Annotated in this window: 22 protein-coding genes; 6 read left to right on the forward strand and 16 right to left on the reverse strand. The window is 65.1% G+C overall.

The genetic code is table 11. The features are described from left to right. The first annotated feature begins 116 nt into the window (after window positions 1-116). From RQI28_RS15135 to RQI28_RS15155, 5 genes are all read left to right on the forward strand, one after another. Window positions 117-1,844 carry a diguanylate cyclase gene (locus tag RQI28_RS15135; RefSeq protein WP_311223494.1) on the forward strand — a complete coding sequence of 576 codons (1,728 nt, stop codon included), beginning with the start codon at window positions 117-119 and terminating at the stop codon, window positions 1,842-1,844. 67 nt (window positions 1,845-1,911) lie between these two features. Next, window positions 1,912-2,580 carry a biliverdin-producing heme oxygenase gene (locus RQI28_RS15140; protein ID WP_311223495.1) on the forward strand — a complete coding sequence of 223 codons (669 nt, stop codon included), beginning with the start codon at window positions 1,912-1,914 and terminating at the stop codon, window positions 2,578-2,580. Beyond that, window positions 2,577-4,799: an ATP-binding protein gene (locus RQI28_RS15145; RefSeq protein WP_311223496.1), complete on the forward strand. Its 2,223-nt coding sequence runs from the start codon at window positions 2,577-2,579 to the stop codon at window positions 4,797-4,799. The genes RQI28_RS15140 and RQI28_RS15145 overlap by 4 nt, the downstream gene beginning before the upstream one ends. Window positions 4,800-5,055: 256 nt before the next feature. Further along, complete coding sequence (locus RQI28_RS15150) at window positions 5,056-5,442, forward strand: response regulator (protein WP_311223497.1); 387 nt, start codon at window positions 5,056-5,058, stop codon at window positions 5,440-5,442. Window positions 5,443-5,486: 44 nt separating this feature from the next. Further along, a complete protein-coding gene (locus RQI28_RS15155) occupies window positions 5,487-6,167 on the forward strand; it encodes a hypothetical protein (RefSeq protein ID WP_311223498.1) in 681 nt (226 codons plus the stop codon). A gap of 345 nt (window positions 6,168-6,512) precedes the next feature. Here RQI28_RS15155 and RQI28_RS15160 read toward each other — a convergent pair whose 3' ends face one another. The 7 genes from RQI28_RS15160 to RQI28_RS15190 form a co-directional block, all read right to left on the reverse strand. Next, entirely contained in the window at window positions 6,513-7,151 is a 639-nt protein-coding gene (locus tag RQI28_RS15160; RefSeq protein WP_311223499.1) for a LysE family translocator, read from the reverse strand. Between the two features lie 49 nt (window positions 7,152-7,200). Next, a complete protein-coding gene (locus tag RQI28_RS15165) occupies window positions 7,201-8,079 on the reverse strand; it encodes a DUF429 domain-containing protein (protein ID WP_311223500.1) in 879 nt (292 codons plus the stop codon). Window positions 8,080-8,082: 3 nt separating this feature from the next. Continuing rightward, entirely contained in the window at window positions 8,083-8,964 is an 882-nt protein-coding gene (locus tag RQI28_RS15170; protein WP_311223501.1) for an EamA family transporter, read from the reverse strand. Window positions 8,965-9,052: 88 nt separating this feature from the next. Further along, a complete protein-coding gene (locus RQI28_RS15175) occupies window positions 9,053-9,475 on the reverse strand; it encodes a BLUF domain-containing protein (RefSeq protein ID WP_311223502.1) in 423 nt (140 codons plus the stop codon). 3 nt (window positions 9,476-9,478) lie between these two features. Beyond that, entirely contained in the window at window positions 9,479-10,204 is a 726-nt protein-coding gene (folE, locus tag RQI28_RS15180) for a GTP cyclohydrolase I (protein WP_311223503.1), read from the reverse strand. A gap of 114 nt (window positions 10,205-10,318) precedes the next feature. Continuing rightward, window positions 10,319-11,506, reverse strand: a complete 1,188-nt coding sequence (gene clsB / locus RQI28_RS15185) for a cardiolipin synthase ClsB (protein WP_311223611.1) — start codon at window positions 11,504-11,506, stop codon at window positions 10,319-10,321. Between the two features lie 95 nt (window positions 11,507-11,601). Beyond that, complete coding sequence (locus RQI28_RS15190; protein WP_311223504.1) at window positions 11,602-12,342, reverse strand: endonuclease/exonuclease/phosphatase family protein; 741 nt, start codon at window positions 12,340-12,342, stop codon at window positions 11,602-11,604. 154 nt (window positions 12,343-12,496) lie between these two features. Here RQI28_RS15190 and RQI28_RS15195 point away from each other — a divergent pair, with 154 nt between their 5' ends. Beyond that, on the forward strand, window positions 12,497-14,248 hold the full coding sequence (locus RQI28_RS15195) for a response regulator (protein ID WP_311223505.1): 1,752 nt from the start codon (window positions 12,497-12,499) through the stop codon (window positions 14,246-14,248). 114 nt (window positions 14,249-14,362) lie between these two features. On the opposite strand, the gene nudB is transcribed toward RQI28_RS15195, so the two are convergent. From nudB to RQI28_RS15240, 9 genes are all read right to left on the reverse strand, one after another. After that, on the reverse strand, window positions 14,363-14,887 hold the full coding sequence (gene nudB / locus RQI28_RS15200) for a dihydroneopterin triphosphate diphosphatase (RefSeq protein WP_311223506.1): 525 nt from the start codon (window positions 14,885-14,887) through the stop codon (window positions 14,363-14,365). After that, window positions 14,884-17,532 (reverse strand): chemotaxis protein CheW, encoded by a 2,649-nt coding sequence (locus RQI28_RS15205; protein ID WP_311223507.1) that lies wholly within the window; start codon window positions 17,530-17,532, stop codon window positions 14,884-14,886. Before RQI28_RS15205 ends, nudB begins: the two co-directional genes overlap by 4 nt. A gap of 116 nt (window positions 17,533-17,648) precedes the next feature. Then, window positions 17,649-18,476 carry a CsgG/HfaB family protein gene (locus tag RQI28_RS15210; protein WP_404976916.1) on the reverse strand — a complete coding sequence of 276 codons (828 nt, stop codon included), beginning with the start codon at window positions 18,474-18,476 and terminating at the stop codon, window positions 17,649-17,651. Between the two features lie 91 nt (window positions 18,477-18,567). Beyond that, a complete protein-coding gene (gene aspS, locus RQI28_RS15215) occupies window positions 18,568-20,382 on the reverse strand; it encodes an aspartate--tRNA ligase (protein WP_311223508.1) in 1,815 nt (604 codons plus the stop codon). An 84-nt stretch (window positions 20,383-20,466) separates the two neighbouring features. Next, a complete protein-coding gene (locus RQI28_RS15220; protein ID WP_311223509.1) occupies window positions 20,467-21,087 on the reverse strand; it encodes a DUF502 domain-containing protein in 621 nt (206 codons plus the stop codon). Between the two features lie 27 nt (window positions 21,088-21,114). After that, window positions 21,115-21,438: an FmdB family zinc ribbon protein gene (locus RQI28_RS15225; protein ID WP_311223510.1), complete on the reverse strand. Its 324-nt coding sequence runs from the start codon at window positions 21,436-21,438 to the stop codon at window positions 21,115-21,117. Between the two features lie 107 nt (window positions 21,439-21,545). Then, window positions 21,546-22,994, reverse strand: a complete 1,449-nt coding sequence (locus RQI28_RS15230; RefSeq protein WP_311223511.1) for a sodium:solute symporter family protein — start codon at window positions 22,992-22,994, stop codon at window positions 21,546-21,548. 66 nt (window positions 22,995-23,060) lie between these two features. After that, window positions 23,061-24,626, reverse strand: coding sequence for a ubiquinone biosynthesis regulatory protein kinase UbiB (gene ubiB, locus RQI28_RS15235; RefSeq protein ID WP_311223512.1), 1,566 nt, complete (start codon window positions 24,624-24,626; stop codon window positions 23,061-23,063). Further along, the gene (locus tag RQI28_RS15240) at window positions 24,623-25,216 is read right to left on the reverse strand and encodes a hypothetical protein (protein ID WP_311223513.1); all 594 of its coding nucleotides are present in this window, start codon (window positions 25,214-25,216) and stop codon (window positions 24,623-24,625) included. Before RQI28_RS15240 ends, ubiB begins: the two co-directional genes overlap by 4 nt. Window positions 25,217-25,250: the final 34 nt, after the last annotated feature.

The following is a 25,250-nucleotide window of genomic DNA, read 5'->3' on the forward strand; positions in this document are numbered from 1 at the left end:
CTATCCATAAGCGCTACTAGCTATTATTTTAATAGCAAATGATCTGCTGCAAGCTGCACGAATCATTTGCGCGTTGTCAGCGCGCCCTGACAAACCAAGAACGGCGACGCCACAGCATGCCCCACCTTTCCCGCCCAACTCCATGGCGACGCCAGAGCTTTCGCAACCAGCTGACGCTCTGGTTCGGCAGCCTGTGCCTGTTGGCCCTGTTGGGCGGCGGCGCCTATGTGGGCCGCATCGCCACGCAGGAAATCGCCAGCTCGGGCGGCGAGGCGCTGTACGTGAGCGCCCGCTCTGCTGCCGACCTGCTGAACACGCACCTGCGCGAGCGGTCGCAAGAGATCGACCTGATGCGCCAGTCACCGATGCTGATGCGTGGGGCGCTCGACTCTGCCGACCTTCGGCGCGTGCTCGACGCCCGCAAAGCCACCCATGGCGAATACGCCTGGATCGGCGTCACCGACGCGGACGGCAACGTGCTTCAGGCCACCGGCGGCCTGCTGGTCGGCGAAAAGGTGAACAAACGGCCCTGGTTCATCTCCGCGCGTTCGGGCCTTTTCATCGGCGACGTGCATGAAGCCGTACTGCTGGCCAAGCGCCTGCCCAACGCCCAGCCCGACCAGCCGCTGCGCTTCATCGACTTCGCGGCGCCCATTCTGGGCGACAACGGCGAGCTGCGAGGCGTGCTGGGCTCGCACGCCCACTGGGCCTGGGTGACGGAAACGGTGGAATCCGTGGTGCTGAACCAGGCCGCTCGCCTACGCACTGAGGTTTTGATCGCCGACCAGGCCGGCAACGTGCTGTACCCGTTCCGCCACGCCGGCCAGCTGCAGCTGCCCAAGCGTCAACAGCCCGGCGCGCATTACGAAACGCTGGCCTGGGCCGACGGTGGCAACTATCTCACCAGCATGGTCACCGTAAGCCTGCCCAACGACGCAGCGCCCGAATGGCGCATTGCCCTGCGCCAGCCCATCGACGTGGCATTGGCCGAAGTCAAAGCGCTGCGCCAGCGCCTGGTGGTGCTGGGCTTGCTGATGGCAGCCTTGTGCGCCTTCATCGCGCACCGGCTGGCGTCGCGGGTGAGCCGCCCTGTGGAGCAGCTCGCGCTCGCCGCCGGCCAGATCGAGCGGCGCGACGGCACCCCTGCGTATCCGCAAAGCGGCCATTCCGCCGAAATCGACCAGCTCAACCAGTCGTTCCAGTCCATGACGCATTCGCTGCTGGAGCGCGAAGGCGAGCTGTCGCGCCTGAACGCCTCGCTGGAAGCCCAGGTGACCGAGCGCACCGAAGCGCTGCACCGGGCCAACGCCGAACTTGGTCGCCTGGTGGTGCGCGATGCGCTGACCGGCCTGTACAACCGGCGCCGGTTCGACGAGAAGCTGCGCGAAGATTTCCAGCTGTTTCAGCGCGGCGGCCGTGCCTTTGCTGTACTGATGATCGACGTGGACCATTTCAAGCGCATCAACGACACGTACGGCCACCCGGCCGGCGATGCGGTGCTGCAGCATCTGGCCGGTGTGATTACCGACAGCGTGCGCACCACGGACTTCGTTGCGCGCTACGGTGGTGAAGAGTTTCTGGTGCTGCTGCCCGAGCCGCAACAGGGCGAAGAAGCGCTGTTGGTGGCCGAGAAGATCCGCCGTGCGGTGGCGGCCGAACCCTTCCCGATGGTGGGCCACCTGACCGTCAGCCTGGGCCTGAGCCGTGCCAACCTGGATGACGCCGCCGGTGCCGAAGTGGTGCAGCGGGCCGATCAAGGGCTGTATCTGGCAAAGCAGCAGGGGCGCAACAGAACCGTTTCCGTTCCTGTGGATAACGGTGCGCCAACAACTGCTAACACCTAGAATGCGGCCATTGCGCACCGCTATCAGTCATTGACGCACCCGCGCCTTCTCCTCATTTGTTTCAGACGTGCCCCTGCGCTCCACCGAAGCCCCTACGCTGAGCGCGCCTGCGCAGCGCACGGCTGATCCCCTTGCGGCTCTGCGGCAGGCCACACAAGAGCGCCACGCCCGGCTGGACGCCCACCTGCCCATCGCCCGGCCTGACGCCCAATTGCGCGACTACGCACAGCACGCTCGCGCCTTGAGCGGCTGGCTCGCAGCCCTGGCACCCGAGTTGCGAGCCTTGCAGACCCAGGCCCCGGGCTTTGCCTTCGACGACCCGGCCCGACTGGCTGCGCTGCAGGCCGACCTGCAGGATGCCGACCTGAACGGCGCCCCCTCAGATGTTGCATCCGTACCTTGCAGCACCGCCACCCTGGACACCCTGCAACAGGCCTTGCAGACAGTGCCCACGCAAGTCACCGCGTTCCGCTGGGGCCTGGCCTACGTGGTCGAAGGCTCGCAACTGGGCGGGCAGGTGCTGCACCGCCGATTGGCGCCGCGCCTGGCGCCCCACCCGCTGCGGTATCTGCAAGGCAGCGGCGGCAACACCACCGGCGCGCGCTGGCGAGAATTCGTCGAGCGGCTGCGCGACCAGGTGCGCTCGCCCGATGCCGTGCAGGCCGCATGCGCCGGCGCGGCGGCCGCGTTCGACGGGCTGGAGCGCGACCTGCGCGCTGCGGGAGCACCCCTGTGACCACGCCCTCGCGCATCCCTCATTTTCAGGGCCTGCTGCTGCCGGCCGCCACGCTGGACAACTGCGAGCGCGAGCCGATCCACATCCCGGGCGCCGTCCAGAACCACGGCGCCTTGCTGGCGCTGGATGCAGATGGCATGGTGCGCTACGCCAGCGCCAACACGGCTGAGCTGCTCGGCCACAGGGTAGAGCCCGGCACGCCATGGAGCGCCGCCAGCCTGGGCGGTGACGAGCGACTTTGGGAGCTGATCTCCGAAGGCGTGGCCGCCCTGAGCAGCCGTGGCGACATCCCCATGCCGGCCGAATGCGTGCTGGCAGGCCGCACGTTCGACGTGGTGCTGCACATGGTGCAGTCGCTGCTGGTGGTGGAATTCGAAAGCCGCCGGCAATCGTCCGATGAGCTGGCAGGCTTTGCGGTGCAGGCCCACCGCGCCATGGAAAAGCTGCGCCGCCCCCGCGCCATCAACGACCTGCTGCAGCGGGCCACCGAAGAGCTGCGCGCCTTGACCGGCTTTGACCGCGTTATGGCCTACCGCTTTCGCCACGACAGCAGTGGCGACGTGGTGGCCGAGTCGTGCGTCGACACGCTGGACCCCTACCTCGGCCGCCGCTACCCGGCCAGCGACATTCCGGCCCAGGCGCGCCGCCTGTACGTGGCCAGCACGCTGCGCATGATCGCCGACGTCAACTCGCCCACCGTGCCGCTGCTGCAAATGACGCCGGAGCCGCTGGACCTGACCGCCAGCGTGCTGCGCAGCGTGTCGCCGATCCACATCGAATACCTGACGAACATGGGCGTGGGCGCATCGATGAGCGTGTCCATCGTCATCAACGACCAGCTGTGGGGCCTGCTGGCGTGCCACCACATGGGGCCGCGCCAGGTGCCCTACAGCGTGCGCATGGCCTGCGACGTGATCGCCCAGATTCTGGCCGCCAACATCCAGACGGCGCTGACCCGCGCGCAAGCAGAACGCCACCAGGACGTGGCCGCCCTGCGCACGGATGTAATGGAAAACGTGCTGCATTCCGAAGACGAGTTCGCCACGCTCTGCCAATTCGCCGCTCCGCTGGCCCGGGCGTTGCGCGCCGAAGGCGCCGTGGTGGCCGAACGCAGCAAGCTGTGCCAGGAAGGAGCCATCTCCAACGAGGTGGCGCGCATTCTGGTGCAGTGGCTCAACTCGACCCAGCCGGAACAGGGTAATGACATCTACCAGACCCATGCGCTGCCGCTGGAGTCGCCTGCCATCGCTGCGGCTGCGGCGCCCTGGTGCGGCGTGCTGGGTTTGCCGCTTGATCGCAGCACGGGCAGCTGGCTGATCTTCCTGCGCAAGGAGCAGGTCGAGACCATTCATTGGGGCGGCAAACCCGACAAGGAAATGCGCTCCGGCCCGCTGGGCCCCCGGCTCACGCCACGCGGATCGTTCGATCTGTGGAAGGAAACGGTGCGATCCACGGCCGTTCCCTGGAGCGCCGAAGACCTGAAGATCGCCCAGCAGATGCTCGACGAACTGGTGCGCGCCCAAAATGGCCGCAACGCCGAATTGAACCGGGCGCGCAACCAGCTGATGGCCGTGCTGGGGCACGACCTGCGCGACCCATTGCACTCCATCAGCATGGCGGCTCGCGTGCTGGAAAAGACCGACACGGCTGACAGCCGCACCGGCAAGCTGGGCCAGCGCATCCAGTCGTCCAGCAGCCGCATGCAGCGGCTGGTCAGCCAGGTGATGGACATGTCGCGCCTGCAGAACAAGCTGGGGTTGGACATGCACCCCGAGCCGCTGGACCTGGTGCCGCTGGTGACCGACATGCTGGATGAAGCGCGCACCGCACATCCCCAGTTGCAGCTGAATCTGGATGCCCCCGATTCGCTGATGGCCTATGCCGACCCAGACCGCGTGGCGCAGGTGATCGCCAACCTGGTCAGCAATGCCCGGCACCATGGTGAGTTGGGCGAGACGATCGAGGTACGCGCCTTCGCCCATGAAGAAGGGCCCATGCTGCAAGTCAGCAATGTGGCACCAGAGATACCCGCCGAGATTGCCGAAGCGCTGTTCAAGCCCTTCAAGCCCACGTCGGTCAACAACCCGCGCAACCAGGGCGGCATGGGTTTGGGTCTCTACATCGCGCACCAGATCGTGATGGAGCACGGCGGCGACCTGCGTTACCGCTTTGACGCACCGCGCGTGGTGTTTACCATGTTGCTGCGGACGCCCGCCTGAATGCGCCTGTTGAAATCTGCAAAGGCTACCCAGGCGCGAGTACAGATAGCGGCGGTGTCCTACCGGGACGAAACTGTCCCGCTGCCCTAATTTCGACACAATAAGCACCGTTGTAGAAACCGCAGCGGCTTGCAATATCAACGCTGCCCCTACTGCATTCGACGCGCGTTGCCCCGCCAAATAGTTGGCATCGGCAGGTGATCCAAGGCCACGCCGCGACCGTAATCCTGCAGACGTATCCGCTCGACACTGGCTTATGCACCCCGAGATCCTCATCATCGACGACAACCTGGATGCCACCGAACTGCTGCGCGAGCTGCTCGAGATGCAGGACTACCCGGTGCGCACCGCACTCAGCGGCCACGCCGCGCTCGCAGCCATGCGGGAACGGCCGGCGCAGCTGCTGCTGGTGGATCAAAATCTTCCCGACATACAGGGCTCGGTCCTTACACCTCAGTTGAGAGAGATAGCTACGCAGGCCGGTGTGCCGTGTATCGCCATTTCCATCACCGGCATGGCTTCAGGCACGGGGTCGGCCACGGCCGTCTTCGATCATGTGCTGGGCAAGCCGTTGGACTTCGACGCGTTCGATGCGCTGATAGCGCGCTGCGTTAGCCAGCTGCAGTTGAAATCAACGCAATGACGGTGCCCTCATCCATTGAATTGCGCACACCGCCACCGATTGCCATGAACACCCTTGACCAACCGAACGCGCGCCTGTGGATGGCGGCCGGCGTGCAACACGCGGTGTTGATGCGCGCCTTGCCGGCCATGCGCCATGACCTTGCCAGCCCGCTGTCGGTGATGCGCATGGGCATGACCGTGCTCAAGCGCCGGCTGTCCCCTGGCAACGACACGCCTGCAGAGCAGGCCGTGGAGCGGGTCGAACAGCTGGAAGGCCAGCTCACCATACTGGGTGAACACGTGCGCCGCCTGCGCAACTGGGACGTGCAGATCTCCGATCGCCAACCGGCACGCGCCACCTTGCTGGAGGCCATCGAACTGGCCCGCCCGCTGCTGGCGCTGCGCGGCGTCTTCATCCAGCCCCTGGCAGATGCCCAGCCTGGCGACAGCGAACTGCCCGTGCCTCACCACACGCTGCTCTACATCACGCTGGCTGCGATCTACCATCTCGCGGAGTCCGCAGAAGAGGCGCCCGCAGAGATCCACGTGTCCCCCACGCCGGGCGGCATTCGCATTGCGGCCCAAGGCAGCGTGTCGCCCGATGCACTGCCGCCGCTGGTGCCCGCCGGTGCGCAAAACACCCTGCCCATCGACGCCGCCGCGCTGCAGTGCCTGGCCGATTGCCTCAACATGCCGGTCGAGGCGGTACAGGGGCAGGTCGACATCACGCTGCCCACGGCCTGAGCAGTCAGCCAATTGTTTGAGGGGTGTCAGCCCTTCAACGCATGGGCAGTACAAACACTCTGGGCTTGGGCTGACAGCCTGGCCCATCGAAGGGGCCGCTGTCCTGTGCCCAGCCTGATCCGGGCGAAGTCTGTGCACACACCCGCCGCCCATCGATCTTGCTGCGCCACCAGTGCCAGGGCGCAGGTGCCGACCATGCGGGGGCAATGCACAGCACGGCAAACGCCAACGCCAATACCGCGGCCACCGCAGACATGGCGGCAAATCGAAGCGGTTCAGTGCTGACAGACCTGGATGGCATGGTGATGCTCCTTGCCTTGGGAGCTTGAGCTGATGAGGGCGCTCTCAACTGAGCTTGTGCCGCGTCTGCAGCAGCCCCAGGCCCAGCCCCATGAAGGTGCCGCCCACGATGCGGTTGAACAGCTTCGCCCGCGCCACCAGATGGCCCTTGACCAGCGAAATCAGCGTCACGTAGAAGGCATGGGATACCAACGCGCACACGGCGAACGTGGTGGTCAGCAGCAGATATTGCGCGAACAACGACGCGCCGGTCACGATGAACTGGGGGAACAGTGCCGAAAAGAACAGGATGGACTTCGGGTTCGTCAACGACACGCCCAACCCCTGCACCACTAGTTGCCAGTTCATGCGCTCCCGCCGCTGCGTGGGTGCCAGGCCGGCATCGCGGCCTATCAGCGCGTCCCTGCTGCGCCAGCGCTTCACACCCAGCCAGATGAGATACAGGGCGCCGGCCACTTTCATGACCAGAAAAGCATTGGCGGACATGCTCAGGATGGTTCCCATGCCGATCATCGCCAAGCCCGACACCACGAAGATGCCCATCGTGCTGCCGAGCGAGCTGAAGGCCGTCCGCTTCGCTCCGACGTCCACCGAGTTCGATACCGCCAGCAGCACAGCCGGGCCAGGGGTGAAGCAGATCAGCAACGAAACACCGCAAAAGAGGAGCCAGTGGGCAAGGTTCATGGTGAGAGCCTTTCGGTATTCAAGCAGCACATATTTTCGCTGGCTTCATTCAGGCCATGCTCGCGTCGTGTGTTGGCCACGGCGCGGTAACGATCCACCCCTCCAGCGCGTCCATTTCCGGCGGCAGGCCGTATAGCGCGTCGCCCTCGGCGTGGCGCAGGCTGGCCCAGGCGGCCTGGGCAAGGCACAGCACGGCGTCCAGGCTGTCGCCGCTGGCGTCGCTGGCCAGCGCATCGCGCTGTGCATGCGTCAACTTCAGGCGCAGGCCAAGCCGTGTGCTGCCCAGCTCCAGCGCCTCGATGAGGTCGCGGCGAGCAATCAGGCGCTCGGGGGTCTGGCGCTGGCGGTCGTCGCTTTTATAGCTGCGCCGTCCGATGATTTCGCGCGCCAGCAGTCCGGGGTAGGCTTCCAGCGCCACACGGGCCGGGTCGCCCGCATGCAGGCCAGGCAGGTGCACGCCGGCGTCCAGCAACAGCGGCACGCCCGCGTGCAGCATGTAGGCGACGGGAGGATTCACCCATTTCATCGACGGGCTGGAGCCGGCCGGGCCGTCGGTGGCGCGGTGGGCAAACTTTCCTCCCACGGGGCGGGCTTGGCAGAACGCGGCAAAGGTGTCCCTGATCTGCGGGCGGGTCAGCGTGCGGTAGTGCTGCATGCTGGCATGCCAGCTCAGCGGCCAGCCCAGCTGTGTGAGCAGTGTGCGCGGCAGTCCGAAGGGCAGGTCGAAACCGCCCACCCACGTGCGGGGCTCGGCCAACCAGTCGCCAAAGGCAGCCAGGGTGTGAAAGCGCTGCAGGCCCGCCAGCACCACGCGGCCACGCTCAAGGTGACCCAGGGCCAGCACAATGGGTTTGGTGCGGCTTGGGCTGCTGGAAAAGTCGCAGCCGATCAGCAGCGCGCCCGGGCTGGCATCAGACTTTGCAGCCATGCCTTAACCCAGCGCCAGAGCGGTGACGCCCGCCGCGATCAGCACCGCGCCGGCGATGCGCGCCGCGCGGTCGCCTTCGCCCAGCAGGTGCCCACCGATCAGCGCGGCGAACAGCATGGAGACCTCGCGCGCCGGGGCCACGTGCGACAGCGGTGCCTCGCGCATGGCGTAGAGCACCAGCACGTAGGCCACAGGGCTGACGGCCGCCACCAGCAGGGCGAAGCGCCACTGCACGCTCCACAGCCGTGCGGCGGTGGGCACGTCGCGCAGCACGGCGGGTGCCAGCACGGCCACGCGCACGAAGTTGCCCATGTAGTCGACGAGGATGGGCGACATCAGCAGCATCTTCACGGCGTAGCCGTCCACCACGGTGTAGCTGGCGATGAAGACGCCGGTCAGCACGCCGTAGAAGATGCCGGTGTGCACACGTTGCCGGGCGGCCGGGTCGTGCGCCGCACGCAGCAGCGCGGGCCCGCCGGCGATGAGGAACACTCCGCCCACCACGCCGGCAATGCCGAACACGCCCAGCGCAGACAATTGCTCGCCCAGCAGCGTGACCGCGACCAGCGACGACAGCAGCGGACCGGAGCCGCGCGCCAGCGGATACACCACCGTCAAGTCCGCCTTGCGATAGCCGCGCAGCAAGATGACGTAGTAGCCCACATGCAGCAGCCCGCTGGCGACGACGAAACCCCATTCGACACGGCCCCAGTGGGGCACCACGTCGCGGCCGATCCACCAGCCGAGCGGTGCCCAGATGAACATCATCAGCGCCGAGGTGAAGAAGGCGAAACGCGAGTCGCCGCCGGCTTTCTTGGCCGCGATGTTCCAGCCGGCATGGATCAGCCCGGCAAGGATGATGAGTGCGAAAGCGTTGAGCGACACCGGCTAGTGGTTCACGACACCACGCGTGTGCGCCATGCAACCGGCTGGACCGGGCCCTCGGCGGCCGCTTGGCTCAGCGATGCGTCACTCACGCCCTGCCGATGATCGAGGCCGTGGCGATCAGCTCTTCCAGCAGAGCGTAGGACACCCGGCCCGACACCGCGTACGGGTCCAGCTCGGGCTTTTCGGAATACTTCAGCACGATGGAATGATTGATGCGCGAGAGGTTGACCTGCCCCATCGTCCAGCCGCCAAAGCGGCGCTCGTCGATTTCCTCGAAGTGCAGCAGCTCGACGTCCTTGTGGCGCGGGTCGCGCTGGATGTGCCCGTACAGCTCGCTGACGGCCGAGCGGCTGCCTTCGATGGCCTGCAGGAATACGCCGCCGCCAAAGCACAGCACGCCAGTGATGCCGCTGGGCGGGTTGTGCGTGCGCGATGTCGCAAGAATGGCCTCGATGGCGGCGGGCGAATTGTCAACCGCGCGGCTGGCATAGAGCAGGCGAACCAACATGGATCAGTTCCTTCCAGGGATCAGTGACAGGAATTCACGGCGCAGCGCCGGATCCTTGAGAAAAACGCCGCGCATGACGGAGTTGAGCATCTTGCTGTCCATCTCGCGCACACCACGCCACGACATGCAGAAATGGCTGGCCTCCATCACGATGGCCAGACCGTCGGGCTGGGTTTTTTCCATGATGAGATCGGCCAGTTGCACCACGGCTTCTTCCTGGATCTGCGGGCGGCCCATCACCCAGTCAACCAGCCGCGCGTATTTCGACAGGCCGATGACGTTGGTGTGCTCGTTGGGCAGCACGCCGATCCAGATCTTGCCAATGACCGGGCAGAAATGGTGGCTGCAGGCGCTGCGCACGGTGATCGGGCCGACGATCATCAGCTCGTTCAGGTGCTCGGCGTTCGGAAACTCGGTGATCGGCGGCTGCGCGACGTAGCGGCCCTTGAACACCTCGTTCAGATACATCTTGGCGACGCGGCGGGCGGTGTTGTTGGTGTTGTGGTCGCCCACGGTGTCGATGACCATGCTGTCGAGCACGCCCTGCATCTTGGCTTCGACCTCGTCGAGCAGCAGCTCCAGCTCGCCCGGCTCGATGAACGGGGCGATGTTGTCGTTGGCGTGGAACCGCTTGCGGGCCGCCACCAGCCGTTCGCGGATCTTGACGGAAACCGGCGTGCCCTCTTCGGACGGCGCGGCGGCATCTGCGGCGATGAGTTCTTTGAGCATGGCGGGGATAGTACCAGCGAAGCCGCCGCGCTGGATTACAAGGGTTTTTGGCCTCTAGCGCTTATGTATAAAGCGCTTACAGCTATTATTTTAATAGCAAACAGCCCCTAAGCCTCAGTAACGATTACCGGTGACCCACAACGCCGCCCGCATCAGGCCGAAGGCCACGCGGTCGAGCAGGCGCTGGCGCAGCGGGCGCTCGGCATAGCAGGCCGGATCCAGCCGCTCACCGGCATGTGCCATGGCGTGCACCAGCCGGCCGCGCAGGTCTTGCGCAAACGCAGCGTCTTCGACCACGACATTGGCCTCGCGCGCCAGCAGCATCGAGAGCGGGTCGAGGTTGGAAGAACCCACCGTGGCCCAGGGCCGGTCGCCCAGCGCGTCCACCACCGCCACCTTGGCGTGCAAAAAGCTGGGCGAGTATTCGTGGATCTCCACGCCTGCCTCCAACAGAACGCCATACACCGGCCGCGCGGCGTGGTACTGCATGAAGTATTCGTAGCGCCCCTGCAGCAGCAGTTGCACACGCACGCCGCGCCGGGCCGCCAGCAACAGCGCGCGGCGCAGTTTGCGGCCTGGCATGAAGTAGGCGTTGGCGATGATGATCTCTTGCCGCGCCGTGCCGATGGCTCGCAGGTAGGCCTGCTCGATGCGGGTGCGGTGGCGCAGGTTGTCGCGCAGCAGCAGCATGGCGCGCATGCCCTGCGGCTGGCGCGCTTCGTGTTCGGCCGCCAGCCGCGCTGCGCTGGCGGCGCGCAGGTCGGCCAGCGCCTGGCTCAGGCGGCTCTTTCGGGCATCGCGCGCTGCGCGCATGCGCCACCACAGCTGCTCCATGGTGTCGCTGGCCTCGGCCACCAGGCTGCCCACCACCCGCACGGCGAAGTCGAACCGGGGCGCCTCCAGCGCGCCGTGGTTGGGGTCGTGAAAATCGTCCAGCACATTGATGCCGCCGCAATACAGCACACAGCCGTCGATCACGCACAGCTTGCGGTGCAGCCGCCGCCACAGCTTCGGGAAAAGCATGCCAAAGCGCCCGGGTGGCGAATACACCTGCCAATGCACGCCGGCGGCGGCCATCCGCTCGGGCCAGGGCGACGGCAACCCGCCCATGCAGCCCACGCCGTCCACCGCCACGTGCACCCGCACGCCGCGCTCTGCGGCGCGGATGAAGGCCTCGGCGATATCGGCACCGGCACCGGTGCAGTCGAAGATGTAGGTCTCGAACTGGATGTCGGACATCGCAGCATCCATGTCGCGGATCAGCGAGGCGAACAGCTCCTCGGCGCCCTGCAGCAGGTCGATGCGGTGATCGTTGCAGGTGGCTCTGGCGTTGGCGCCTTGCTGGCGCCGGCGAAACGGCCCGCGGCGTGGCGGAGCGGAGTCGGCAGTGGCACCGGTCACAGCCGAAACTCCGCAATCAACGGGAGGTGGTCCGACATGCGCCACCAGGCCCGGCCACGCGGCACGTGCAGGCCCACGGGCGTGAGGCCGCGCACGTAGACGTGGTCCAGCTGCACCATCGGCAGGCGCGCCGGGTAGGTGAACGCGCGGGGCGCATCTTCGTATTCGTGCAGGCCGAAGCCGGCCAACATGCGCTTGATCTGCAGGCCCCAGTCGTTGAAGTCGCCCGCCACCAGCAGCGGCACGCCGGCTGGTATCTCGCGCTCGATGAAGCGCTGCAGCTGCGCCGCCTGCCGCACCCGACTGCCGGGAATGAGCCCCAGGTGCACCACGATGGCGTGCACGCGGCGCCCGTCCACATCGACCTCGACATGCAGCAGCCCGCGCTGCTCGAAGCGGTGGTCGGAGATGTCTTCATGCTGGTGGCCGATCACCGGCCAGCGCGAGAGCAACGCGTTGCCGTGCTCGCCGTGCCGGGTGACGGCATTGGTGCGGTAGACGGCTTCATAGCCCTCTGGCGCCAGGTAGTCGGCCTGCGCCTGTTCGGGCCAGCGCAGAAAGTCGCGCGGGCCCCGATGGTGCAGCTTGCGCACTTCTTGCAGGCAGATGATGTCGGCGTCGAGCTGTTCGACCGCCAGGCCCAGGTTGTGGATCTCTAGCCGCCGCGCCGGGCCGACGCCTTGCACCCCCTTGTGGATGTTGTAAGTGGCGACGCGCAACAGGGCAGAAGATTCCATGCCGGGCATTGTGTCGCAGCGGCTGTGACAGTTCCCGTACCAGGGATTGTCGGATGCACGCCGCACAAAGGTATCCACCTGTATCAGAAAACGCCGGCTTTCCCTACACTGTTCGCATCGTCCCTGCGGCTCGCCACGCCCGTGCCGCCATCCCATGAATTCCCCAAAATCTGCTGCTGCCGACATCCCGGAAACCCGGGCCCTGGTGATCGACGGCAATGCCACGTCGCGCAGCATTCTCGTGTCGCAGCTGCGTGAATACGGCGTGGTGCGGGTGCAGCAGTGCAGCCGCGTGCAGGACGCGCGATCACGGCTCGAACACACCGTGTTCGACTACGTGCTGTGCGAGCAGTACTTTGGCGAAGGCCAGTCGGGCCAGACCCTGCTGGACGATCTGCGCCGCGCGCAACTGCTGCCTTTTTCCACCGTGTTCTTCATGGTGACGGCCGAGGCGTCCTACGCCGCCGTGGCCGAGGCCGCCGAATCGGCGCTGGACGGCTATTTGCTCAAGCCGTTCACGCCCAGTGCCATGTTCGAGCGCCTGTCGAGCGCGCGGCTGCGCAAGACGCATCTGCAGCCGATCTTCGAGGCCATTGCGCGCGAAGACTTCGAAGGCGCCGCCGCGCTGTGCGTGGATCGGTTCGAGCAGCGCAAGCCGTACTGGCTGTATGCGGCGCGCATCGGCTCGGAGCTGCTGCTGCGCCTGGGCCGCCACGAGGCCGCCCGCTCCTTGTTCGAAGCAGTCATCGAGACGCGCGCCCTGCCCTGGGCCCGGCTGGGCGTGGCGCGCGCGCAGATCGAGTCAGGCCAGGCGCCCCGCGCCATCACCACCTTGCAGGGGTTGCTGGGCGAGGACGCCTCATTTGCCGACGCCTACGACGTGCTGGGCCGCGCGCAGGTGGAAACCGGCCAGTTTGCCGAGGCACTGACGACCTATCGCCTGGCCAGCAGCATCACGCCGGACTCGGTCGCCCGGCTGCAGAAGCTGGGCATGATGGCCCATTACATGGGTGACCGCGAGACGGCGGCCAAGGCGCTTTCGCGTGCGGCGGTGCTAGGCATCGACTCCAAGCTGTTCGACTACCAGTCGCTGGTGCTGCTGGCCTTCCAGTACTTTGCCGACAACGACCGCAAAGGGCTGGAGCGGTGCATGGCCGACTTCGTGCGCATCATCGAGCGGCACCCGGACAACCCGCGCATCCAGCGCTTTCAGGCCGTGGTGCGCGCGCTGCAGCAGATCCAGCAGCGCCAGGTGGTGCAGGCGGTGGCCGGCATTCGCGCGCTGGGGCAGGACATTCTCGAGAGCCAGTTCGACTTTGAAGCCGCGTGCAACATGGCGGCGCTGCTGTCGGTGCTGGCCGCTACCTCCATCGCACTGCCTGAAGGCCCCGGCTGGGTGCTGGCCATCGGCTTGCGCTACACCAACACCCGGGGGCTGACCGAGCTGCTGGCCAACTCTTGCCAGACGCATGCGGAGCACGCGCAAACGCTGCGCGACTGCCTGCTGCAAGTCAACAAATCGGCGGAAGCTGCCGTGGCGCAAAGCCTGGCGGGCGACCCCGCCGCAGCGGTGGCATTGCTGCTGTCACGGGTCGAAGCGACGCTCAACACCAAGCTGCTGGACATCGCCCAACAGCTGTTGAGCCGCCATGCCGCGCGTATTGAAGATGTTGTCAGCCAGCAGGCGGCCATCGACCGGCTGCGAGCGCGCTGCGGTGCAGGCGCCGCGCGGGCTGTGCTGGGCCACGACAGCGAGCGCAAGCCGGGTGAACTGGTGCTGCGCACCCAGGCCGGTGCCGAGGCAGCGCCCCTTCGGCCTCCCGCGGTCGACCCTGCGCCCGGTGCAGCAAGGTCTGTCGACCCGCTTTCCACGCTGGCGGCGCTGCAGCTAAGACCCGCTGGGTGACAACACAGAGACGAAAGAAACGAACGCTACGCCCCGCCCGCCGGGTCAATTGCTATGAAATTAATAGCAATTAACGCTTGTAAATAGGGCGCCAGAGGCAAAAAACACCTGAAATCACCGAGCCAAGACGCCGGTCCCGGGTGAGCCCGCCGCCAAAACCATGCGCGGAAGCATCAGGCAGGCCTCGGCATTCGACGGTGAAAAGCACTCTCCTGCCGCATCGCGCCACGGCAGCCAGCGCCACTGCACGTGCTCGCGCGGGTTCAGTCGAATGGGCATGCCGGGCGGCACGCACAGGCCGAACAGCCGCTCACGATTGCGTACCACCGCCGGTGCATACCGATGGCGCCACTGTGGCCAGATGTCATAGACGTTCTCCAGCGCCCAGTCGGTCAGCACGCAACTGGGGGATCGGGCGTCGATACCGGTTTCTTCCAGCACCTCGCGCAGGGCGGCAGCCTCGAAGGGCTCTTCGGGCCAGTCCTTGCTGCCGGTGACCGATTGCCAGTGGTCGTCGTCCCCTGCGCGGCGGATGAGCAGCACATCCAGCACCGGCGTGTAGATCACTACCAGCACGGATTCAGGGATCTTGAACGGGACCGCTGGCGCGGTGCGCATTGGCGCTGGCGCGTCGGTCATCCGGGCAGTCTCAAGCTGCGGCCTGCAGCAGCATCGCGTCCACGTCCTGCGGCGGCACATCGCCCAGCGCACCGTGGGCACATTGGCGCAGCCACTGCGGCGAGATGCGGCACAGCATGGTGTGCCCCCCCGCTGCCCGCTGCAGGCACCTGCACCACCGCGTCGATGAGCGGCGTGCCCGCCCCGCCACCCCGGGTCATGGGCTGCAGGGTGCGGCGGTCCAGCTCCAGCATGGCGCCCAGCGCATCCACCCGCAGCGCGAATTCGCGCATGGTGCCGTCTTCCAGCGCTGCGCGTACCACCACCATCTGCCGGTTCGGATCGGCGTCGCGCGACACCGGCCCCGAGGCTCCGGCCACCACACAGCGCAAGTCCACCACCGGGTAAACACGCTCACCAATCTGCACCAGCCCCATGAACGGCGCCCGCGCACCGCCCGCATGCAGCACGGGCGTGTCGGGAGCAGCAGCGACCACCTGTGCGGCCTCCAGTCCCAGCCAGTGCGTTCCCGTCAGCAACGTGGCCAGCTGAAGGCGATGCTGGGCCTCGACACGTGCGGCCCCGGCGCCAGCCGCCAGGTTGGGCGCCGGGGCAACGGCCGCGTGGTGTTCGCACAGATGGCGCAGCGCCACGCAAGTCAAGCCGTGGTCGTAGCCACCTTCTGCGCGAAATTCCCGGTATCCATGGCCGCGGGCCAGCCCCAGTCCGTACAGCCGGCCGCCCAGCGGCGCGGTGCGGCTTTGTGCACGGCAGGCCGCGATGGCCTCGGCATTGATCAAGTCGGCTGCACCGCCTGCGACGCACACCGCGCGGCCCTGGGCATCGATGAAGGCCAACGCGTCCCGCGTGTCGGCACCCACGGCGCAATCGGCCAGAATGGACTGCAATTGTTCCGCCGCATCCCACACGATGGCGACGCCGCCCAGTACTGGTAAGGAGGCCGAACCCGAAGTCGCGCCCTGAAAATCGGCCCGCACGGCGGCGGCGTAGACGAAGGTGGGGCCACTGTCGTAGAACCGGCTCGCCTCATAGGCGCTCGCTGCGTAGTCCTGGCTGCCGGGCAGGCGCAGGCAGCGCCCCACCCAATCTTCTTGCAACAGCGTGCCCACGTGATGCGCCTGGGATGGCCGCGACACCGCCATCACGCGCCCTTCGCGGTTGAACAGCACCAGGCACGCGTAGACGGTGTAGAGCGCGTTGATGTCGGCCAGAACTTTGGTGGCACGTTCGCAGCGAGGCTGGCCCGCGGCGAGCGTTTGAGCGAACTGGGGCGTGAGCGCCCACCAGCGGCAATCGTTGGCGCGTTCATAGAGGTTGCGATCCAGGATCTGCATCGCCAGCGCCGAGCGGCCCTGCGCGTCACGCAGCAGCGACTGCACCACGACGCTGTACAAGTCCTGCAGCGCGCCGGAAAAGGCCTGCGCGGTCTTGCGCGCCGTGGCGCCGATCTCCGAGAGCAGCGTCTTGGCGAACATCAGCTCGCGTGGTGCGACATCAGTGCCTTCGCCGATCTGGTTGAGTTCGAGCAAGCCGTTCCAGACCGAACGCTCCAGCGCCGACTGAATGGTGGCCGAGCGGCGCGGGATTTCGCGCAGCTCTTGCGACAGCAGATCGGCTTGGCCATCCACCATGGATAACAGCGCCCCACGTTCCGACGCGTTGGCCTCTTCGAAAGCCAGGTCCAGCGGCAGCAAGGCGACGCCCCGCCAGCCGGGCCCTTGGTAGCCCTGAAACCCTTGCGTGTCCCGCACGGCCATCAGGTAGCGCCGGCTGGCGTGGCGTACGGCATGCATACCGGGCGCATCGGCTTGGGGTAATTGCCAGCCAACCGGCAACTGCAGCGGGTCGCTGGACACCAGCACCCGACCTTGCACATCGGCCAGTGCCAGCACGGCATCCGATCCCTGGCCCTGCACATCGCTGGCCTGCAACGAATCGAAGATGGCGGGCATCTCATCGGACAGTCTGAACTCCAGGCACACCATGCCGCAGGTCTTACCCTGCGCCTCTACCCGCCGCGCATACATCAGGGTAGCGTTAGCGCTGCCGCTGAAGCCGTGCACGGCGTAGTGCTCCGCATAGGGAGCATGGCTGTCCAACACAGAGCGCACGAAAGCCGCGTCGCCCTGGAGTTGTGCCGTACCGCCCGAGGCGTCCGTGGCGTTCAGCTGCGCGCACAGACGGCCTTGGGTATCGAAGATGAAGACATTGCCATAGACCGTGTACTTGCTGGCGTATTCACGCAACCGTTGCTCGATCAGTGGTCGGCTTTCAGGCAGGGCGTCTTCAAGGTACTGCGCCACACCCACGTCGGTGGCAAAGAAACCGATGTCCGCCGTGCGCTCGAAAAGGTTACGCACCAGCACGTCGATGCTGACCTGCGCGCGAGAGACCAGGTCATCCAGGCGGTTTCGGAGCGCCTCGCTGGCCAAGCCGCGCATGAGATCGGCGGACAGCGCTGAAAAATCCTTGCGCGCCTGCGCCAGATCGCCTCCCGAAGACGCTTTGGAGGACAGCAGCGACAGTGAGGAGAGCAGCGAAAGATGATCCCAGGCGTTTTCTACGAGCCGCAGTTCCTGTCGCTGGTGCTGCACGGCGGGCATATACCGCACCCATTGATCTGCCGACTTGAGAAGGTTTGACACGAACGAGTCCTTTGCCTGCAGCTCCAAGGAGCGAACAAAAACTTACACAAGAGCAGATTCTGCATGCCGGAACGTGAGGAACACAAGCCGCGCGCGGCAAAGCGCTGCTGCCACGCTTAACCGGCGGGCGTGTTGTTGCCGTTGCGCGTCGGTACCTTGGGCGGCAGTTCCTTGGCCTGGAGCGCGCGCACCTGCACCACCAGTTGGTTGTGCGCATCCAGAAAGGCGGCAGCAATGACCTTGCCTTCGTTAGTATTGCTCCAGCCGGTGCCGGCCGCCCCGCCCAGCTTGCCGAAAACCAGACCCCCGACGCCCAGGTCGGTCGAGCGGGCTGCGCCGGTGGCGGCAGCGACCTGCTCGGTGGTTTCGTTGTCGGACAGGAGCAAGGCGGTCTGCGCTTCCTTGAACTTCACCTGCTCCACCAAGCCGACCAGGCCCGCGATGTCCCGCAGCACCGGAATCATGGCAATGATGCCCGCCAGGCCCCGGCCTGCATCCTGCTCGCTGAACGTCAAGCTGGGGGTGAGCGTGAACTGCGCTTCGTAGCCGCGCCCCTTCTTCACCGTCGAATCCTGTCGCAGCACGCCTGCGTTCTTCAGGTCCTGTTCCTGCACCGTTCCGCGCAGGCCGGCCGCGCGGTCCACCACGCGAAAGCAGCCGCTTTGCTGTGCAAGCAGCTTGACCAGCGGCACAGGCGAGGCCGGCAACTGATAGCCCGAGCCCATGATGTAGCCGTTGGGGTTTTCGGCCAGTGCCAGCGTTGCCACCGGTGCATCGCAACGCACCAGTTCACGCGAAGCGTTCTGCGCGCCTTGCGGGCCAGCAGAGCCGGAAACGACCGAGCCGCCCTGGCCCAGTTCGGTCTTCTTCTCGCCACAGCCAGCCAGCACGGCCACTGCGGCCACCATCGCCAGGGCCTGCCAAGTCATTTCACGGGTTTTCATAGATGCACATCTTCAAAAGAAAAAGCGGCAGGAACATGACGCTCCTGCCGCTTTCGAATCTATCGCTTCAACCGTCCTGGTAACGCCAGAATCAAGCAGCCTTGGGAGCGTCCAGATTGCGCAAACGAATGTGGAGTTCGCGCAGTTGCTTCTCATCCACCGGGCTTGGAGCCTGCGTCAGCAGGCACTGGGCGCGCTGGGTCTTGGGGAAGGCGATCACGTCGCGGATCGACTCTGCCCGGGTCATCAGCGTGACGATGCGGTCGAGGCCGAAGGCCAGGCCACCGTGCGGCGGCGCACCGTACTGCAGCGCGTCGAGCAGGAAGCCAAATTTTTGCTGCGCTTCCTCGGGCGAGATCTTCAGGGCGTCGAACACCTTTTGCTGCACGTCGGCGCGGTGGATACGAACGGAGCCACCACCCATTTCCCAGCCGTTGAGCACCATGTCATAGCCCTTGGAGATGCACTTCTCGGGCGCGGTGACCATGTAGTCTTCGTGGCCGTCCTTCGGCGCCGTGAAGGGGTGGTGCACGGCGACCCAGCGGTCGTTTTCCTCGTCGTGCTCAAACATCGGGAAGTCCACCACCCACAGTGGTGCCCAGCGGTCTTCGAAGAGGCCGCTCTTCTTACCGAATTCACTGTGGCCGATCTTGATACGCAGCGCGCCGATGGCGTCGTTGACGACCTTTTCCTTGTCAGCACCGAAGAACAGCAGGTCGCCGTCTTGCGCGCCGGTGCGCTTGAGGATCTCGGCGATGGCTGCATCGTGGATGTTCTTGACGATGGGCGACTGCAAGCCGTCACGGCCCTTGGCGAGTTCGTTGACCTTGATGTAGGCCAGGCCCTTGGCGCCGTAGATCTTCACGAATTCGGTGTAGCCGTCGATCTCGCCGCGCGAGAGGCCACCGGTTTCGCGCGCTCCACCGGGCACGCGCAGGGCCACCACCCGGCCGCCCTTCATGTTGGCGGCGCCCGAGAACACCTTGAAGTCCACGTCCGTCATCACGTCGGTCAGCTCAGTGAACTCGAGCTTCACGCGCAGGTCGGGCTTGTCGGAGCCGAAGCGGTACGCCGCGTCCTGATAAGTCATGACCGGGAACTCGCCCAGGTCCACGCCCAGCGTGTTCTGGAACACAGTCTTGATCATGCCCTGGAACATGTCGCGGATGTCCTGCTCTTCCATGAACGATGTTTCGATATCGATCTGGGTGAATTCAGGCTGGCGGTCGGCGCGCAGGTCTTCGTCGCGGAAGCACTTGGTGATCTGGTAGTAGCGGTCGAATCCGGCCACCATCAGCAACTGCTTGAAGAGTTGGGGCGACTGCGGCAGTGCGAAAAAGTGGCCGTCGTGGACGCGGCTTGGCACTAGATAGTCGCGGGCGCCTTCGGGCGTGCTCTTGGTGAGCATTGGCGTTTCGATGTCGACGAAACCGTTGGCGTCGAGGAACTTGCGCACTTCCATCGACACGCGGTAGCGCAGCATCAGGTTGTTCTGCATGTACGGGCGACGCAGGTCCAGCACGCGATGCGTGAGGCGCGTGGTTTCCGACAGGTTCTCCTCGTCGATCTGGAAGGGCGGCGTGACGGACGGGTTGAGCACGTTCAGTTCGTGGCACAGCACCTCGATCTTGCCGCTCTTGAGGTTGTCGTTGGTCGTGCCATCAGGCCGGGCGCGCACTATGCCCTTGACCTGCACGCAGAACTCGTTGCGCACGCCTTCGGCGGTCTTGAACATGTCGGCGCGGTCGGGGTCGCACACCACTTGCACGTAGCCTTCGCGGTCGCGCAGGTCAATGAAGATCACGCCGCCATGGTCACGGCGACGGTTCACCCAGCCAGCGAGGGTGACGGTTTGGCCCAGGAGGGCGTCGGTGACAAGACCGCAATAGTGGGAACGCATGGCCATGGGGTTTCAGTCTTCCTGCGCCGTGATCGACGCGACAAGGGTTTTTCCACGTGCCCCCGGTCAGGGCTCGCGACAAAAGAAGGGTTACTTGACTTCGGGGACGACCGGGTCTGGTGGAGGCACCACACCCATCGACACGATGTATTTGAGGGCGGCATCCACGCTCATCTCCAACTCGATGCAATCGCTTTTGCGAAGAATGACGAAATAGCCGCCGGTCGGATTGGGTGTGGTCGGCACGTACACACTCACGAACTCATCGCGCAGGTACGCGGCCACCTCGCCATTGGGAGTGCCGGTCACGAAAGCCACAGTCCAGACGCCTTCACGCGGCCACTGCACCAGCACGGCGGTGCGAAACGCGTTGCCACTTTCAGAGAACAGCGTGTCCGACACCTGCTTCACGCTGGAATAGATGGACCGCACCACCGGAATGCGGCTGACCAAGGCGTCACCCCATTCCACCAGCTTGCGCCCCGCGAAGTTGCTGGCCAGCGCGCCCACCACCAGCAGAATCGCCAGCGTCAACAGCACGCCGAAGCCGGGAATGTGAAAGCCCAGCAGGCGATCAGGCTGCCAGGAGATCGGCAGTATCTGCAGGGTCTGGTCGAGCGTGCTGACGATCCAGTTCAGCACCCAGGCGGTGATGACGCCAGGCACGATGACCAGAAGGCCGGTTAACAACCATTTGCGCAGAGCAGACATTCGGACGGGAAGCAGTTAAGTGAGGTTTCAGGCCGCTGCGCCGGTAGCGGGTGCAGGAGCGGGGGCGGCGGCTGGAGCCGCAGCAGCAGGCGCGGCGTCGCCCGTCTTGGCTTCGGACCCAGCGCCGCCCTCGCCCGCTGGTGCTGCAGCCTTGGCAGGCGCAGCGCCGCTGTTCTTGAAATCGGTGGCGTACCAGCCCGAGCCCTTTAACTGAAAGCCCGCCGCCGTCAGCTGTTTGGAAAACGTCTCGGCACCGCATGCCGGGCACACTGTCAGCGGTGCATCGGAGATTTTTTGCAGAGCGTCCTTGGCATGGCCACAGGAGCCGCATTTGTAGGCATAAATAGGCATCGGATGCTTAGGTGCGAAGGAGAACGCAAAACCGGCGATTATAGGTGGCGCCGCTACAAAGCCTTTCCCAGGTGTTGATCGCCTAGGGAGCAGAGGTTCCTTAGCGATCAGGACGAGCCAGTGGGCACCAACCGGTGCGCGATGCGGGTGTCAGCCAACCATTGCGGCAGTAGCGAGCCCGCCACCATGCCGAAGGCGGCTGCCAATACTCCGCCAAGCTGCGCAGGAAACACCGCGCCCCACGCCATGGTCAACCCGCTGATCCAGACGCCGATACCCAGCGCGACGGCACACACGGCCCCCTGTGTGCTGGCTCGCTTCCAGTACAGCCCCGCCACCAACGGCACGAAAGCGCCCACTAACGGCACCTGGTAAGCCCCAGACACCAGTTCGTAGATAGGCGTGCCCTGCATGCGGATCGAATATGCCAGCACGGCCAGACTGAACACCAGCACGCTGATACGCATGGTCAGCAAATTCTCGCGGTCGCTGCCGGACTTGCGAAACTGGCGCCAGATGTTTTCTGTGAAGGTCACGCTGGGCGCCAGCAAGGTGGCCGATGCGCACGACTTGATCGCCGAGAGCAACGCACCGAAGAACAGCACCTGCATGACGAAAGGCATTTTCTCCATCACCAGCGTAGGCAGCACCTTCTGCGGATCATCGGCCAGCAGTTCCTGCGCGCGCTCGGGCATGATCAACAGGGCGCTGACCACCAGGAACATGGGTACGAAAGCAAACAGAATGTAGGCACTGCCACCGATAACCGTGCCGCGCGTGGCAGCCTGCACCGAGTTGGCGGACATCACGCGCTGGAACACGTCCTGCTGCGGAATCGAGCCCAACATGATGGTGATGGCAGCTGCGAAGAAGAACACGATGTCGTGCATCGTGGGCTCTGGCCAGAACTTGAACAGATCCTTGCTGACGGCCAGATCGATCACCTTGCCCGCACCGCCCGCCATGTCGCCCGCGAAAAACGCCAGTGCCAGCAACCCGACGACCAGAATGATCATCTGCAGAAAGTCGGTAACCGCCACCGACCACATGCCGCCGAACAGGGTGTAGGCCAGGATCGACACGACCCCAATGGTCATACCCACCGGAATGCTCAAAGCGCCACCGGACAGCAGGTTGAACACCAGACCCAGCGCCGTTACCTGCGCCGACACCCAGCCCAGGTAACTCAGCATGATGATGAGCGAACAAGCCACTTCGATGACGCGTCCATAGCGCTCACGGTAGTAGTCGCTGATGGTCAGCAGCGTCATGCGGTAGAGCTTGCCCGCGAAGAACAGCCCCACCAAGATAAGACACATGCCCGCACCGAACGGGTCTTCGACCACGTTGTGCAGACCGCCCTCGATGAACTTGGCGGGAACACCCAGGACGATCTCGGAGCCGAACCACGTGGCAAAGGTCGTGGTGATGATCATGAACATCGGCAGATTGCGCCCGGCAATGGCGAAGTCTGTGGTGTTCTTGACCCTTTTAGCAGCAACCAGCCCGATGGCGATGGTGATCAACAGATAGGCAATAACCAGGGTCAACAGCACGGCATGGTCCTTGATGTCGCGAAGTGGTGGAGTCGAAAGACGGAAACAGGGAAGTGATCAGCGCCCTTAGAACAGGCGCACGCGTACCAGCAACTGCATCGCCAGCAGACCCAATGCAAAACCCAGGCCACCGTAGATGATCCCCTGCAGCAGACGGTTAGTCTGTTTCTGGGCGGCCAGCAGCTCCTTGAGCTCTCGCTGGGTTTCGTGGGGCTTGTGCCTCAGGTAAGCATGCAGCAGACGGGGCAACTCGGGCAGCATCTTGGCGAAATGGGGCGCCTCGGCCTTTAGTTCATGCCACAGCCGTTGTGGGCCCATCTGATCGAGCATCCATTTCTCCAGGAATGGCTTGGCGGTGCTCCACAAATCAAGCTCCGGATCGAGTTGGCGGCCCAGTCCTTCGATGTTGAGCAGCGTCTTTTGCAGCAACACGAGTTGCGGCTGAATCTCGACATGGAACCTGCGCGAGGTCTGGAACAGGCGCATCAGCACCATGCCCAGCGAGATTTCCTTCAGCGGCCGGTCAAAGTACGGCTCACATACCGCGCGAATGGCGCCTTCCAGATCATTGACGCGCGTGTTCGCCGGAACCCAGCCGCTTTCGATGTGCAGTTCGGCGACCCGCTTGTAGTCGCGCCGAAAGAAGGCTGTGAAGTTCTGCGCCAGATATTCCTTGTCAAACTCGGTCAGCGTGCCAACGATGCCGAAATCCAGCGAGATGTAGCGTCCGAACGTTCCAGGCTCCAGGCTTACCTGAATGTTGCCAGGGTGCATGTCCGCATGAAAAAAGCCGTCGCGGAAAACCTGCGTGAAGAAGATCGTCACGCCGTCCCGCGCGAGCTTGGGGACATCCACGCCCGCCGCCCGAAGGCGCTCGATCTGGTTGATGGGCACGCCCTTCATGCGCTGCATCACCAGCACGTCGGAATGGCAGAAATCCCAGAAGATCTCCGGGATCTCGACCAATTCCAGGCCCTGCATATTGCGGCGCAACTGTGCGGCATTGGACGCCTCGCGCACCAGATCCAGCTCGTCGTGCAGGTAGTTGTCGAATTCGGCCACGACCTGCCGGGGCTTCAGCCGTTTGCCATCGGCAGACAAACCTTCGACCCAGCCTGCCATCATGCGCATGAGGGCCAAGTCGTTCTCGATGACAGGCAGCATGCCGGGGCGCAGCACCTTGACGGCCACTTCGCGCTCATAGCCCTGGCGGTCGCGGATGATCGCAAAGTGCACCTGCGCAATGGACGCACTGGCGATGGGCACATGATCGAACGACACGAACACCTCGTCCACGCGTCTGCGGAAAGCCCGTTCGATGGTGGCGATGGCGATCTTCGAGTCGAAGGGCGGAACGCGGTCCTGCAGCAGCGCCAGTTCGTCGGCGATGTCAGGCGGCATGAGATCACGGCGCGTGGACAGCACCTGGCCGAACTTCACGAAGATCGGCCCCAGGCGCTCCAGTGCTTCTCTCAGCCGTTGGCCACGGGGAGCCTCCAGGTTGCGCCCCACCGAAATGACGCGCGCCAGCAGGCGCAGCCAAGGCTTCTGGAAACTGGTGAGCACCAGCTCGTCCAGGCCATAACGCAGCATCACCCAGACGATGGTGACGCCACGAAAGTACCGGCTCATGGCTTTTCGCTGTCGCTGCCAGCCGATGCACCAGCGAAGGGTGCAGCCCCTGCGCCGCCAGCGCCAGCCGCCATGCGCGAGCCCACGAAGTTGCGCAACGCGTTTGCCACACGCCGAGCGACCGAACCGACCGCGTGAGCCGGCGCATCGCCGATCACGCGCGACAGGTCTTCCTCGACGTCCCAACGCACATGATCGACCAGCCAGTTGATCTCGGCCGCCAACTGGACGTCGCCTTCAATACGGATGGTGGGCTTGTCGCCGCGCAGTGCGGTTTGCGCCAGCGACAGAGGAGATGTGTCCGTAATTTCCAGTCGCAGATCAGGGGTGGATTCTGGCGCTGCCAGGTCGAGCAGCCCGGCGGGGGTGATGAGCAACGCCACAGAATACCCACGCCATTGCACCCGTGCCACCCTGCCCTTCTGCCTGCCGAGCCGCTCCATGGCCTGGGGCTCCTGCATCAGCACATGGTTGAGAAACAGCACTGCACGGTGCTGTACTTCATGGATCAGCCACTGGGGCGGCTGCGGACCACTGGCGAGGCGCTCGAAAAGGCCGTCCAGAAACGAAAAAGGGGACTGTGTTGCCATAGCCCCCGATTATTCCCTGAACTGGCTGCGGCGC

The organism is Acidovorax sp. WCS2018Noco2-16 (assembly GCF_031843945.1).
Taxonomy (GTDB): domain Bacteria; phylum Pseudomonadota; class Gammaproteobacteria; order Burkholderiales; family Burkholderiaceae_C; genus Paracidovorax.